Consider the following 12,673-nt stretch of genomic DNA (forward strand, 5'->3'; position numbering starts at 1 on the left):
ATCAGTCCTCCGCGGCGGGCTCGGACCCGGAACGCCTTCCCTCCCCCGCGTCGCTCGGCTCTGCGGCGGCGTCCCGGGGATCCACGAGGTGATACGCGAGCGCGACGCAGCCGAACGCGAGCGCGAAGCCGGCGACGACGTCGGTGAGCCAGTGGATGCCGAGGTACATCGTCGCGATCACGACCGACAGCGAGAGCGGCACCGCGACCGCCGTCCACAGCGGGTACTCGTCGCGCGTCAGGGCCGCGAACGTCCCGACGGTGACCGAAAGCGAGGTGTGCAGCGACGGGAAGACGTTCGAGTTCTGGTTCACCTCGCTCGCGAGCAGTATCACGTCCGGCTGGTTGGTGAACAGCAGCGGCGTCACCATGTCGGGCATCACGTTCCGCGGGCCGTGCGCGAACACCAGCGTGTAGAGGACCAGTCCGATCCCGTAGTTGAGCGCGTACGCGACGAGCAGTCGCCTGAGATCCGCGGTTCGAGGCAGCGCGAGGTACGCGATCGCCGGGAACGCGACGAGGAACGCGTACCCGTACACGTACACCCGCGAGAAGTACGCGGTCAGCGCGGGCGACGCGAACGTCGCCTGGATCCACGCGACGAAACCGCCCTCCAGCCCGTAGATGAGCGCCGTCGCCTGGATCCCGAAGAGCCTGGAGACGTCCAGCAGCGCCGGGCGGCCGACCGCGCTGGCGAGAAGCACCACGCAGACGAGCGCGACGGCCCGACGCGCGTCCCAGATCCGCCCGCGGAGCCCGTCCCACGTCTCCCGGAGCCGGGCGGGACCGATCACCGCGACGCTCGCGGCGGCCAGCATCGCTCCGACCCACGCCACGACCGACGAGAGGACGGAGAGGAACGGACTCATTGCGCCCGCGAGAGCAGCCGCCCTTCGCTGTCGAAGCGATACCCGATATCCCGCAGCGCCGCGCGAGCGGCCTCGACGTCCAGCGATCCCTCGTCGTCGAAGAACGGGTGAACGGGGTCGGTCCCGTCAGTCCACGCCAGCGAGTCGGGGACCGCGTCCGGCGACGCCGCGAGCGGGGAGGCCGCCGCCTGCGCGTACCCCTCGAACGCCTCGTCGACGACCGCGGACTTGTCGATCAGCCGCGCGATGACCGCCCGGAACCGCGGGTTCGACAGCGGGCTCCGCCGCACGTTGTAGCCGACGTGGTAGAACGCCGCCGACCGGCCGCTCACGAGCCGCGCGTCGTCCGAGCGGCCGATCCGCGGGACCGACTGGGGGCCGAGGTTCGAGACGGTCGCGTCCGCGAGCCCCTCGGCGACCGACTCCACGGCCGAGATGTCCGACGGCAGCACCTCGATCCGGAGCCGGTCGAACGCCGGCTTGCCGTGGTACCGGGGCGGGATCCCCGCTCGCGGGTCCGTCGTCCCCCCCGAGGTCTCCGAGTCGGCGTCGGGCGCCGGACGGACGAGGAAGTGGTCGGGGTTGCGCTCGAAGACGACCGACTCCCCGGCTGTCGCCTCGACGAACCGCAGCGGGCCGCTCCCGACCGGTTCGGGGTTGTTCGTGACGACCGCCTGCGTCGTCTCGAAGTCGAACTCGAAGCCCCCGATCGTCGCCGGGTCGGTCCGCTCGGACCAGACGTGTTCCGGGAGGATCGGCACCCGGAGCGCCCGCGCGGCGACCGTCTCGTTGACGTCGGGCACGGTGAGTCGGACCGTCGCGTCGTCGAGGACCCGCTCGTCCTCGACGAGGGAGCTCCGCCCGCGGAACCGCGGCGTCGGCACCGCCGTCTCGACGCCCCCCAGCGAGGTGTCCCGGAGGAACCGGTAGGTGAACGCGACGTCGCTCGCCGTCACGGGCTCGCCGTCGTGCCACCGGGCGTCGCGGAGCGCGACGTCGACGGTGTTGGCGCCGGGCCGCTCCCAGTCGGCCGCCAGCCACGGGACGGTCGACTCGCCGTCCGTGCGGACGAGCGGGTCGTACAACAGGCCGGTGAACGTGCCGTACTTCCGGTACTCCGCGGCGATCGGGTTCCAGTTCTCCGTGATGCGGTCGTCGGTCGTCACCAGCCGGAGGGTGGCCCCGCCCTCGCCGTCCGCGCCGCCCGCCGTCGCCGACGAGGTCGCGTTGTCGTCGTCCGCCGTCGCGTCGCCACCGCCCGACCCCCCGTCTCCCGCCGAGTCGGCGTCGGGGACGGCGTCGAGGCCGAGGAGTCCGGTGACCGACACCGGCTGGCGGTCCTGGGTCCACCCCTCGAACCGCGCCCCCTGGACGGCGGTGAGCGCGTCGGGGAACGCGACGACGGAGAAGGGTTGGAGGTCACACACCGTCTCCTGAAGCGCGTCGACGGCGTCCGACCGGTCGTTTCCGGCCGTCCGGCGCTGTCGCTCCAGCAGGTCGTCGACCGCCATCTCCGTGATCCCGAAGGGGTTCTGCCACCCCGGCTCCGCGACGAACTGCGAGTGCGTCAGCCCGTACAGCGCGTCCGAATCGAACGGTTCCGTCTCCACGAACTGCCCGACGTAGAGGTCGAAGTTCTGGTTCACGAGCACCTTCCGCCACAGGTCGGTCTGTCCGACGGTGTTGAGTCGGACGTCGATGCCGACCGCGGTCAGGTGCTCTTCGAGCTGTCTCGCGATCCGGATCCCGTTGGGGTCGCCGTCGGCCGGCGTGGTGTTGATCTCCAGGGTCAGCTGCGAGCGGGGGTCCCGTCCGGCGATGTTCTCCGTACGACCGAGACAGCCGGCGCTGGCGGCCGCGAGGCCGAGCCCTGCGAGCGCCGCTCGTCGACTGATCGGTCGCGTCATCCGTTCGTTTCCCCCTGTTTTCAGTCGCCGGATATATCTCTTCTGTGCTGTCGCCGCGCCGAGGTGTCGCGTCGGTGCGACGGACCGCCCGTGCGTCCGGAGCGGCCCCTGTCGATCAGATCACGTCCGCCAGCGGGAGCGCGAGCCCGATCGCCCACGCCAGCAGTCCGACGACGGCGACCGGCCGGTCCCCGGCCGCCCGCCCGATCGCGACGACGCCGAGCCCGGCGAGCAGCGCCACCCGGTGGACGACGAGGGCGGGCGGGACCGCCACCCCGAGCGCCGCGAAGTCGGCGACGAAGCCGCCGCCGAGGCCGACGACGACGGCCACCGAGGCCGCCGCCGGGTCCGACCGGGGGGCGCGCCAGACGACCAGCGCGGGCAGCCCGAGCGCGAGGACGAGGTACAGCGGCGCCGCGATCGCCTTCGGCGACACGCCCGGCAGCGCCGCCTCCAGCGTCACGCCCGCGAAGCGGACGCCGACGAGGACGACGCCGAGCGCGAGCCCCAGCGTCGCGGCCGCGGCGTGTCGCTCCGCGTCGGTCCGGAGCCGGCCGAGGAGGTCGGCGGCCGCCTCGCGGGTCCGCCGGCGGAGCAGCGCCCCGGCGAGCGCCGCGGTCGCCGCCAGTTCGATCACGGAGAGCCAGCCGTCGCTGCGGCCGCCGTCGATGCCGCGGTACTCGCGGCGGACGTCGCTCGCGCGGCCCGACTCGATGAACTCGTCTTCCAGCCGCGTCGCGGGCGCGTCGATGTCGGGGACGGTGTGCCGGAGCCGGAACCAGTCGTAGTACTCCTCGTGGGCCTGTATCGCCGTGTAGGCGCCGTCGGGGGACTCGTACGCGCGGAGGTGGTCGCGGACCCCGAGGTACGCCCCGTCGTGGAGCTCGAACGTCTCGGCGAGCCAGACGCCGCCAGTCGGTCCCTCGACGTAGGAGTAGCGGAGCGAGCTGTGGGCGTCCCGCCAGTCGCGGCCGACGAACTCGCGGATCTGGTCGTCGCCCGCCGTCGCCGCCGCCTCGCCGGGGTCGGTCTCCTGCCAGTCCGCGGCCGCGTCGCCCTCGATCGCGGCCCGGGTCGCCGCCGCGTCGGCGTGGAACACCACGTTGATCGCGAGCGTGCGCCCCTCGACGGTCCGGCTCCGACTCGTGTACGGCCAGAGCCGGTAGTCGCCGTCGACCTCGATGAGGCGGTCGTCCGCCACGTCGCCGACCGTCGGCTCCTCGGCGACACCGGCGAAGAACCCGGAGAGGACGAGGCCGATCCCGACCACGAGGAGGAGGGCGACGACGACCCCGATCCGTTTCATGCGCCTCACCAGAGGCCCGGAACACAAACCTGTTCGGGTGGGCTCGTCGCGCTACCGCCGAAATATCCCGCGGGTCGCGGCGGTCACCACGTCTCGACGACGCCGTCGCGGACGTCTTCGGCGCACCCCTCGCAGTCGGGGTGACCCGACTCGAAACAGGCGGGACGCCCCTCGGCGTCGACCGGCACGGTTCGGCGCTCCGCGTGGCGGCGACAGACGATTCGGGCCGCGCCGGCGTCGTCGGTCGGGAGGCCGAACCGCGCCGCCGCGGCCGCGTCGCCCTCGGGGTCGTCGCGCCCCTCGGCGTAGGCGCGTCTGGCCTCCTCGAACTGCTTGCCCGCCTTCCGGAGCTGCTGGCGGATGACCCGTTCGAGCCGGTCGTCCATACCGGCCGTTTCGGCGCGGCGGATATAGGTCCGTTGGCGGTCCGGAGTCGTCAGCCCGCCCGACGCCCGCAGCCCCCCGGGAAACCTTGATGAGACGCCCGAGCGATCGCTCGGGTATGTCCGACGACTGTATCTTCTGTTCGATCGTCGCCGGGGACATCCCGGCGCGCACCGTCTACGAGACCGACGCCGTGCTCGCGTTCCTCGACGCGAACCCGCTCGCGCGCGGGCACACCCTCGTGATTCCGAAGTCGCACGCGCAGCACGTCGGCGACCTCGACGCCGACCTCGCGAGCGACCTGTTCGACGCGGTCGCGTCGCTCACGCCGCAGATTCAGGCGGCGGTCGACGCCGACGGCGCCAACGTGGGCGTCAACGACGGCGAGGCGGCCGGCCAGGAGGTTCCGCACGTCCACGTCCACGTCGTCCCGCGGTTCGAGGGCGACGGCGGCGCGCCGATCCACGCGGTGGCGGGCGAGCGACCCGACCTCTCGGACGACGAGCTCGACGCCGTCGCCGACGCGGTCGCGGCCGCGATAGACGGGTAGGAGGCGCGACGGACCCGCGGCCCGCGCCGCCGCTCGCCTTCGCGGTTTTTACAAACGGCCTCCGGCGAGAGCGGCACATGCAGGCGACGACGCTCGCGCTGGTCGGGGCGACCGGCGGCGCGGGGACGACGCGGACCGCTGTCGAGCTGGCGGCGATGGGCGCGCGCGACGGCGACGACGTCGCGGTCGTCGACGCCGCGTTCACGACGCAGGGACTCTCCGAGTACGTTTCCGGACGGATCGACCCCGACCTGACCGCGCTCCTCACCGAGGATCCGGACGCGGCGCTGTCGGCGGCGGCGTACCCCCTCGCCGGGACCGGTGCGAGCGCCGAGCGGTCGAGTTTCGGCGGCGGGAGCGGAGGCGATGGGAACGAGGGCGACGCGCCGGACCTGCCGGGACGGGTCGACGCGATACCCGCGAGGGCGCCGTTCGAGCGCGTCGCGCGGGCGAAGACGGCGGAGGCCGCCCGCAAGCTGGAGCGGCGGATCGACGAGGCGGCGACGACGTACGACGCGGTGGTCGTCGACGCCGCGGCGGTCGGGTCGAACGAGGCGGTCGCGGCCGCCACGACCGTCGACCGCGCGGTCGCCGTCAGGCCGGCGACGGCCCACGGGCGCGACGCGGTCCAGCGGCTCCGCGGGCGGATCGCCGACGTCGGCGGGAGCCTCGACGCGACGCTCGCGGTCGAGCGAGCGGGGTCCGGCGGTGAGAGCGACGGGGAGCGCGACGGCGACGGGTCCGGCGTCGTCCGCGTACCGGAGACCGATCCCGACGTGGCGGCCGCGCCGACCGCGGCGACGGGAGATGACGCGTACGCGCGGGCGATCGCGGCCGCCTACGAGACCACGTTCGACGCGTCGCTAGGCGTTGAGTTCCCGGATCCGGGACTCGTCGAACGGTTCACTCCCTGAAACGGGTCGAAGGAGAGCCGAACCGCGGCGCGGAACTCAGCGGAGGCCGTCGCCGGCGCCGAGCGCGTCGCCGAGGGGGTCGTCGGCGCCGAGGCCCTCGCCGAGCGGGGCGGAGCCCGCGACCTGCGCGTCGACCGCCTCCGCGACGGGCTCGACCGGGTCGTGCGTCTCGACGTACGTCGCCAGCGCGAAGTCGGCCTCGTCGCCGCCGGTGAGCTCGACGGCCTCACTGCGGGCGGTCCGACCCGCGAGCCAGTCGCGGACGACGTCGCGGCCCGTGGGCGAGAGCGGGCAGACGCCCGCGACGCCGCACCGGTGGAGCGCCTTCGCGGCCGTCATCGGGGAGACCCCGGCCTCGCGGGCCGCGTCGCCGACGCTCCGTCCGGCGGTGTAGGCGTCGACGAGCGTGGCGGTCGCTTCGGGCGTACACGGGAGCGACTCGGCGTGATCCGACAGACGGTCGACGAGCGGCGTCTCCGTGTCGTCCGCGAGCGCGACCCCCCGATCGCGCTGGCGCGAGGTCACCTCGACCCCCGCCGCGATCTCCGACAGCGTCATGCGAACCGATGACTCGGCAGGATGGTTAAAACCACCGTACTGCGGCGCCCTCAGCCGACCGATCACCGACCGGTAACCGGTCGGTTCGCGCGCCGCGATCCGGCCGATCGACCGCCGATTCGCCCGGGTTTAAGTAAGGCATCGGGCCGGAGTTCGACGTGTGATGAGTGACGCACGCTCGACCCGCGTTCGTTCGCCCCGGACCGAGACCGACGACGCCGCGACCGCCGACCGCGCCGCGACCGCCGACCGTGCGGCGACCGCGGAGCGCCCCGCCACCGCAGAGCACGCCGCGACCGCGGAGCGCCCCGCCACCGCCGAGGAGTCCGAGGAGGCCGGCGACCGGGAGACCTGTCCCGAGTGCGGCGGCCGCACGCGCGCCGACGCGGCGGAGCGCGTCTGCGCCGACTGCGGGCTCGTCGTCGAGGCCGACCGGATCGACCACGGCCCCGAGTGGCGGTCGTTCGACGACGACGACGCGAATCCGAAGCGGACCGGTGCCCCCCTGACGCGCTCCCGCCACGATCGCGGCCTCTCGACGGAGATCGGGCGGTCGACGAAGGTGAAGGGGCGCAAGCGCCGGCGGCTCGCCCGGATGCGGACCCAGCACAACCGCGCGCAGATCTCGACGAAGCGCGACCGCAACAAGGTGTACGCCTACACCGAGATCCGCCGGCTCACGGGCGTCCTAGAGCTGCCCGACAGCGTCCGCGACGCCGCCTGCGCGCTGTTCGATTCGGCGCAGGAGGAGAGCCTGCTCCGCGGCCGCTCGCTGGAGGGCTTCGCGGCCGCCTGCGTCTACGTCGCCTGCCGGACCGCCGACGTGGCGCGCACGGTCGGCGAGGTGTGCGCCGAGGCGAAGGCGACCGAGGACGAACACCGGGCCGCCTTCGACGCGATGAACCGCGAGCTCGGCCTGCCCATCGCGCCGAGCGGCCCCGCGGAGTACCTCCCGCGGTTCGCCAGCGACCTCGGCTGCGATCCGGCCGTCGAGCGCCGCGCCGGCGAGCTGGCCGAGCGCGCGGTCGAGGAGGGGATCGCGAACGGCCGCAACCCGGTCGGGGTCGCGGCGGCCTGCCTCTACACCGCGGCCCGCGAGCTCGACGCGGAGTGTACCCAACAGGAGGCCGCGGACGTCGCCGACGTGACGCCCGTGACCGTCCGGCGGACGTACGTCGATCTGACCGAAGAGTGAGTGACGGAAGAGCGAGTCGGAGAAACGCCGACGGGAGCCCCGTCGGCCGTGACGGTCCGCCGGACGGCCGCGGCGGCGTCAGCGGGGATCGTCGCCGGCATCCGGCCGGCGGCGACGGCCGGTCGCCGCGAGAGGGGACCGGGGCGACCGAGAGCCGATAGCGGACAGGCGGTGTGGAGGGCGGGGAGGGCGCCCCGACCGCCCGGCGGGCGTCACGCATCTAAGTCGAGGTGCGGGGGATAATTCTACGTTAGCCGTCGATAGTTCGGACAGACCGAACAACGCGTTCGGGTCGGACGGCTCGCGGCGTGCGTTTCGACCGGTCGCCGCTCGTCGGCCGAGATGGATCCGCTACTCGCCGATCTTGTGCTTGAACGCGAAGAAGACGCGGCGGCCGGTCTCGGTGAGTCGGACGGTGTCGGAGCGCCCGATGTCCTCCAGTTCGACGTAGCCGCGCTCGCGCAGCGGCGAGAGCACGTGCGTCTCTAAGGCGCGGTACTTCGCGGTCCGGCTCTCGCCCGCCTCGCGCAGGAACGTGAGGTCGCGCTCGCGCGCCCACTCGATCAGGTTCCACTTGTCCGTGGTCAGGTTCTCCTCGGCGCGCTCGTGGAGCCGACCGAGGACGGCCACCTGGTCGGTGGTGGGCGCGTCCATCGGGTAGATCGGGAGGTCGACGGTGCGGGCGACGCCCTCGGTGAGCGGCTCCTCGCGCCGGTCGTGCCGGTGGCGCTCGGGCTCGACGCTGTACGGGCGCGCGCCGACGATCATACACGCCAGCGCGACGCCGACCGCGGCGATCCGCGGTCCGGTAGAGACGTTCCCGAAGAGGCGGTCGCCGTCCGCCGCGCTCGCCTGGTGGCGGGCGGCGACGGTCGTCGTCACGCCGAGGGCGTCGTACACGTCCGCGAGCGCGACGGGGATCGGCCGGACTTCGGCGAACTCGGCGGCGGCCGTCCACGCGTCGCGCTGGTAGTCGGTGAGCGCGTCGGGGTCGACGCGGGTGTCGGCGGGGTCGGCGGCGCCGGCCGCCTCGAAGTCCACGTCGCCGCGGGCCCCGTCGCGGTCGGGGGCGTCGACGAGGAGGTAGGCGACGTCGGCGCCGTGGCGGCGGAGGGGCTCGACGATCCGGTCGCGCTCGTAGCCGAGCGGGACCACGTGGACGCGGCGTTCGGCGACGCTGGGGACCGAGGTGTCCATATCGTCCTTGTCCGGGGCGGTCGGTTAAATAGCCCGCCGGAGCGCTCCCGAGGCGTCGCGAGCGATCACGTGTCGTGGGGGCACGTACCACGAAAACCGTTAAGCCCGGCTGTCGCCTACCAGCGGACATGAGCGCTGACCGGTCCGCCCTCAGGCGGGCCATCGAGCGCGGCGAGCGGGACGGCGGCGCCATCGAGTTCAAGGAGCGGCTGACGCGCGAGGTCCACCTCGCCGACGGGCGCATGGAGTCGCTCGTGGCCCAGCTCCGCCACCGCGTCCTCTCCGGCGACGGCGAGGCGACCTACGTCCTCGGCGTCACCGACGACGGGGGACTCGCCGGCATCGCCCCCGAGACCTTCTCGGAGACGATGGACGTGCTGTCGCTTCTGGCCGACGAGGCGGACGCCCACATCGCCGACGTCGAGACCTGGAGCGCCGGCGACGGGCGCGACGGCGACGAGGCGGGGCTGGTCGGGCTCGCGACGCTCCGCGACGGCGGCGTGTTCGAGGCCGACGAGGACCACCTCGTCGTCGGCACCGCCGGCCACGTCGACCACGGGAAGTCGACGCTCGTCGGCACGCTGGTCACCGGCCGCGCCGACGACGGGCAGGGCGGCACGCGCGGCTTCCTCGACGTCCAGCCCCACGAGGTCGAGCGCGGCCTCTCCGCGGACCTCTCGTACGCGGTGTACGGGTTCGCCGACGACGCCGACGAGCCGGTCCGGATGGACAACCCACACCGCAAGGCGGACCGCGCCGGCGTCGTCGAGGCGGCGGACCGGCTCGTGTCCTTCGTCGACACCGTCGGCCACGAGCCGTGGCTCCGGACGACGATCCGCGGGCTCGTCGGCCAGAAGCTCGACTACGGGCTGCTCGTCGTCGCCGCCGACGACGGCCCGACCAAGACCACCCGCGAGCACCTCGGGATCCTCCTCGCGACCGAGCTGCCGACCGTCGTCGCGATCACGAAGGCGGACGCCGTGAGCGACGAGCGGCTCGCGGACGTCGAGCGCGAGGTCGAGTCGATGCTGCGCGACGCGGGACAGACCCCCCTCCTCGTCGACCGGCACGGGGTCGACACCGCGATCGCGGAGGTCGGCGACGGCGTCGTCCCCCTGCTGCGGACCAGCGCGGTGACGAAGGACGGGGTCGAGACGCTCGACCGCCTGTTCGAGCGCCTGCCGAAGCGCGCGACGCCCGATCGCGAGACGTTCCGGATGTACGTCGACCGCAGCTACCAGGTGACCGGCGTGGGCGCGGTCGCGTCCGGCACGGTGAACTCGGGGACCGTCGAGACGGGCGACGAGCTTCTGCTCGGTCCCATGTCCGACGGCTCCTTCCACGAGGTGGAGGCGCGGTCGATCGAGATGCACTACCACCGGGTCGACAAGGCGACCGCCGGGCGGATCGTCGGCATCGCGCTGAAGGGCGTCGACGAGGCGGAGATCGAGCGCGGGATGGCCCTGGTCCCCCGCGGGAGCGAGCCGGAGCCGGTCCGCGAGTTCGACGCCGAGGTGATGGTCCTAAACCACCCGACCCGGATCCAGGAGGGGTACGAGCCGGTCGTCCACCTCGAGACCGTCTCCGAGGCGGCCGCGTTCTTCCCGGCGGAGGGGCGACTGCTCCCGGGCGACACGGGCGAGGCGCGCGTCCGCTTCAAGTTCCGCCCGTACCTGATCGAGGAGGGACAGCGGTTCGTCTTCCGCGAGGGGTCGAGCAAGGGGGTCGGGACCGTGACACGCACCGGAGCCGCGGCCGAGGACCCGCCGTCGCGCGGTCGCTGACTCGCGACCCGCCGCTAACTCGCGTTGGTGACTCGTGATCCGCCGATGACTCGCGGCCCGGCGGTCCGAGCGCTCGGCGCGTGAGAGCATCAGGGATTTTATTTTATGATTCCGACCGCGGATCGATCGGTGAATGTCGGATCGCGGCAGTGGTTTCTTCCTGATTCGGACGGCGTTCGAGGTGAGGGTGCGCACAAAAAGACAACGAAGCGACGAGAGGTGACCGTACGGACACGGTGAGCCAAAATACTTATTAGAGTGAAACAAGAGGTCGCCTGTATGCGTCGACAACACACACAACGCGTTTCACGACGGAAGGTCCTCGCCGGCGGGGCAGCCGGCACCTCCCTCCTGCTCGCCGGGTGTGCCGGCGGCGGGGACGGCGGAGACGGCTCCGACGGTGGCGACGGCTCGGACGGCTCGGACGGCTCGGACGGTTCCGACGGCGGCGACGGCGGCGACGGCGGCAGCGCCCCGACCCTGTTCTTCGCGCAGGCGAAGGGTCCGCTCGACATGGACCCGGTCGTCATGAACGACGTGCCGTCCGCGCAGATCGCCGGGCGGATCTTCGACGGCCTCTACGAGTACACCGACGGCGTCAGCCTGGAACCGAAGATCGCCGCGGACATGCCCACGGTCGAGCGCGACGGGACGCGGTTCATCGTCCCGATCCGCGAGGACGCCCAGTTCCAGAACGGCGACCCGGTCACCGCCGAGGACGTCGTTCACACGATGATGGCGCCCGTCGAGGAACAGACCGAGAACGCCTCCGAGGTGGACATGATCGACACCGGGGAGGCGATCGACGAGACCACCGCGCAGTTCGACCTCAAGTACCCGTACGGCGCGTTCACGATCGCCATGGCGCGGAACGTCGTCAACGCCTCCGTGCGGCAGGAGGACACCGAGGCGTACAACATGGACCCGGTCACCTCCGGGCCGTTCAAGCTCAGCGAGTGGGAGCCGGAGAGCTACGCGACGCTCGAGCGGTGGGACGACTACTGGGACAGCGACAACCTCCCGGAGATCGGCACGGTCGAGTTCGAGCCGATCGTCGAGCAGACGACGCGGGTCACCGAGCTGGAGACCGGGAACGTCGACGTCATCGAGTCGATCCCGCCGCAGCTGTACGAGACGGTCGAGGCGAACCAGAACGCCACGCTGACGGAGGAGCCGGGTATCGGGTACTTCTACCTCGCGTTCAACTGTAACGAGGGGCCGACGAGCGACCCGCTCGTCCGCGAGGCCGTCGACTACTGCGTCTCGATGGACCAGGCGGTCGAGAACTTCGTCGAGCCGGCCGGCGTCCGCCAGAGCAGCCCGTTCCCGTCCTCGATCTCCGAGGAGTGGAACTTCCCGACCGACGAGTGGTCGGACATTCAGCACGACCAGGACCTCGAGGAGGCGCAGGCGCTGTTCGAGGAGGCCGGCGTCCCGATGGACTACAACTGGCGGATCATCGTGCCGCCGGACAACAAGCGCGAGCAGATCGGCATCTCCATCGGCGACGGGCTCCAGAACGCCGGCTTCCAGAACGTCGAAGTCCAGCGTCTCGACTGGGGCACGTTCCTCGACGCGTACGTCACCGGCAACGAGGACGACTACAACATGTACACCCTCGGCTGGTCCGGCTCGCCGGACCCGGACACGTTCGCGTACAACCTGCTGAGCCAGGAGACGGAGGGCGTGACGAACGGGACGTTCCACGGCTACGACGAGGCCTCGCAGAAGCTGACGCAGGCCCGCGAGTCGGCGGACCGCGAGGAGCGCCGCCAGCTCTACATCGAGGCGACGACGTCGCTGCTGGAGGGGCGCGTCCACCTCCCGGCGTACAACCTGAACAACTCCTACGGCGTGCGCAACGTCGTGGAGGGCTTCAGCTCGCACCCGATCTCGACGGAGGTCCAGCTGGACGGCGTCACCGTGACCCGGTGATCGGACGCGGCGACCCGGCGATCGGCCCGGCGGTGCGGACCCGCGCGGTCCGCGCTCGGAACGGTATCGAGTCGT

General features: G+C 72.5%; 11 protein-coding genes. 5 read left to right on the top strand and 6 right to left on the bottom strand.

Going from position 1 to position 12,673, the window contains the following annotated elements; all coding sequences use genetic code 11:
* Position 1: 1 nt before the first annotated feature.
* The 4 genes from C470_RS08415 to C470_RS08430 all read right to left on the bottom strand — a co-directional run bounded on the left by C470_RS08415 (position 2) and on the right by C470_RS08430 (position 4,467).
* A complete protein-coding gene (locus tag C470_RS08415; RefSeq protein ID WP_008366599.1) occupies positions 2-868 on the bottom strand; it encodes a phosphatase PAP2 family protein in 867 nt (288 codons plus the stop codon).
* Complete coding sequence (locus tag C470_RS08420) at positions 865-2,775, bottom strand: ABC transporter substrate-binding protein (protein WP_008366601.1); 1,911 nt, start codon at positions 2,773-2,775, stop codon at positions 865-867. The genes C470_RS08415 and C470_RS08420 overlap by 4 nt, the downstream gene beginning before the upstream one ends.
* A gap of 115 nt (positions 2,776-2,890) precedes the next feature.
* Positions 2,891-4,081 (bottom strand): hypothetical protein, encoded by a 1,191-nt coding sequence (locus C470_RS08425; RefSeq protein ID WP_008366603.1) that lies wholly within the window; start codon positions 4,079-4,081, stop codon positions 2,891-2,893.
* 83 nt (positions 4,082-4,164) lie between these two features.
* Positions 4,165-4,467, bottom strand: a complete 303-nt coding sequence (locus tag C470_RS08430) for a DUF7091 family protein (RefSeq protein WP_007345739.1) — start codon at positions 4,465-4,467, stop codon at positions 4,165-4,167.
* Positions 4,468-4,583: 116 nt separating this feature from the next.
* Here C470_RS08430 and C470_RS08435 point away from each other — a divergent pair, with 116 nt between their 5' ends.
* Positions 4,584-5,015, top strand: coding sequence for an HIT domain-containing protein (locus C470_RS08435; RefSeq protein WP_008366606.1), 432 nt, complete (start codon positions 4,584-4,586; stop codon positions 5,013-5,015).
* Positions 5,016-5,092: 77 nt separating this feature from the next.
* Positions 5,093-5,929: a cell division inhibitor gene (locus tag C470_RS08440; RefSeq protein WP_008366608.1), complete on the top strand. Its 837-nt coding sequence runs from the start codon at positions 5,093-5,095 to the stop codon at positions 5,927-5,929.
* Positions 5,930-5,965: 36 nt separating this feature from the next.
* On the opposite strand, the gene C470_RS08445 is transcribed toward C470_RS08440, so the two are convergent.
* Complete coding sequence (locus C470_RS08445) at positions 5,966-6,487, bottom strand: DUF7858 family protein (protein WP_004599126.1); 522 nt, start codon at positions 6,485-6,487, stop codon at positions 5,966-5,968.
* Between the two features lie 163 nt (positions 6,488-6,650).
* Between C470_RS08445 and C470_RS08450 the strand changes: the two genes are divergently transcribed.
* A complete protein-coding gene (locus C470_RS08450) occupies positions 6,651-7,682 on the top strand; it encodes a transcription initiation factor IIB (RefSeq protein ID WP_008366610.1) in 1,032 nt (343 codons plus the stop codon).
* A 351-nt stretch (positions 7,683-8,033) separates the two neighbouring features.
* Here the strand turns inward: C470_RS08450 and C470_RS08455 are convergent, their stop codons facing one another.
* Positions 8,034-8,879 (bottom strand): HFX_2341 family transcriptional regulator domain-containing protein, encoded by an 846-nt coding sequence (locus tag C470_RS08455; protein WP_007345734.1) that lies wholly within the window; start codon positions 8,877-8,879, stop codon positions 8,034-8,036.
* Positions 8,880-9,007: 128 nt separating this feature from the next.
* Between C470_RS08455 and C470_RS08460 the strand changes: the two genes are divergently transcribed.
* Positions 9,008-10,663: a GTPBP1 family GTP-binding protein gene (locus tag C470_RS08460; RefSeq protein ID WP_008366612.1), complete on the top strand. Its 1,656-nt coding sequence runs from the start codon at positions 9,008-9,010 to the stop codon at positions 10,661-10,663.
* 279 nt (positions 10,664-10,942) lie between these two features.
* Positions 10,943-12,598, top strand: coding sequence for an ABC transporter substrate-binding protein (locus C470_RS08465; protein ID WP_008366614.1), 1,656 nt, complete (start codon positions 10,943-10,945; stop codon positions 12,596-12,598).
* Positions 12,599-12,673: the final 75 nt, after the last annotated feature.

This window comes from Halorubrum distributum JCM 13561, assembly GCF_000337395.1.
Classification (GTDB): Archaea; Halobacteriota; Halobacteria; order Halobacteriales; family Haloferacaceae; genus Halorubrum; species Halorubrum distributum.

What these genes read in the sequence shown, in the direction of transcription:
- C470_RS08415 (WP_008366599.1), bottom strand. Translation starts at nt 868, where the DNA reads ATGAGTCCGTTCCTCTCCGTCCTCTCGTCGGTCGTGGCGTGGGTCGGA.
- C470_RS08420 (WP_008366601.1), bottom strand. Translation starts at nt 2,775, where the DNA reads ATGACGCGACCGATCAGTCGACGAGCGGCGCTCGCAGGGCTCGGCCTC.
- C470_RS08425 (WP_008366603.1), bottom strand. Translation starts at nt 4,081, where the DNA reads ATGAAACGGATCGGGGTCGTCGTCGCCCTCCTCCTCGTGGTCGGGATC.
- C470_RS08430 (WP_007345739.1), bottom strand. Translation starts at nt 4,467, where the DNA reads ATGGACGACCGGCTCGAACGGGTCATCCGCCAGCAGCTCCGGAAGGCG.
- C470_RS08435 (WP_008366606.1), top strand. Translation starts at nt 4,584, where the DNA reads ATGTCCGACGACTGTATCTTCTGTTCGATCGTCGCCGGGGACATCCCG.
- C470_RS08440 (WP_008366608.1), top strand. Translation starts at nt 5,093, where the DNA reads ATGCAGGCGACGACGCTCGCGCTGGTCGGGGCGACCGGCGGCGCGGGG.
- C470_RS08445 (WP_004599126.1), bottom strand. Translation starts at nt 6,487, where the DNA reads ATGACGCTGTCGGAGATCGCGGCGGGGGTCGAGGTGACCTCGCGCCAG.
- C470_RS08450 (WP_008366610.1), top strand. Translation starts at nt 6,651, where the DNA reads ATGAGTGACGCACGCTCGACCCGCGTTCGTTCGCCCCGGACCGAGACC.
- C470_RS08455 (WP_007345734.1), bottom strand. Translation starts at nt 8,879, where the DNA reads ATGGACACCTCGGTCCCCAGCGTCGCCGAACGCCGCGTCCACGTGGTC.
- C470_RS08460 (WP_008366612.1), top strand. Translation starts at nt 9,008, where the DNA reads ATGAGCGCTGACCGGTCCGCCCTCAGGCGGGCCATCGAGCGCGGCGAG.
- C470_RS08465 (WP_008366614.1), top strand. Translation starts at nt 10,943, where the DNA reads ATGCGTCGACAACACACACAACGCGTTTCACGACGGAAGGTCCTCGCC.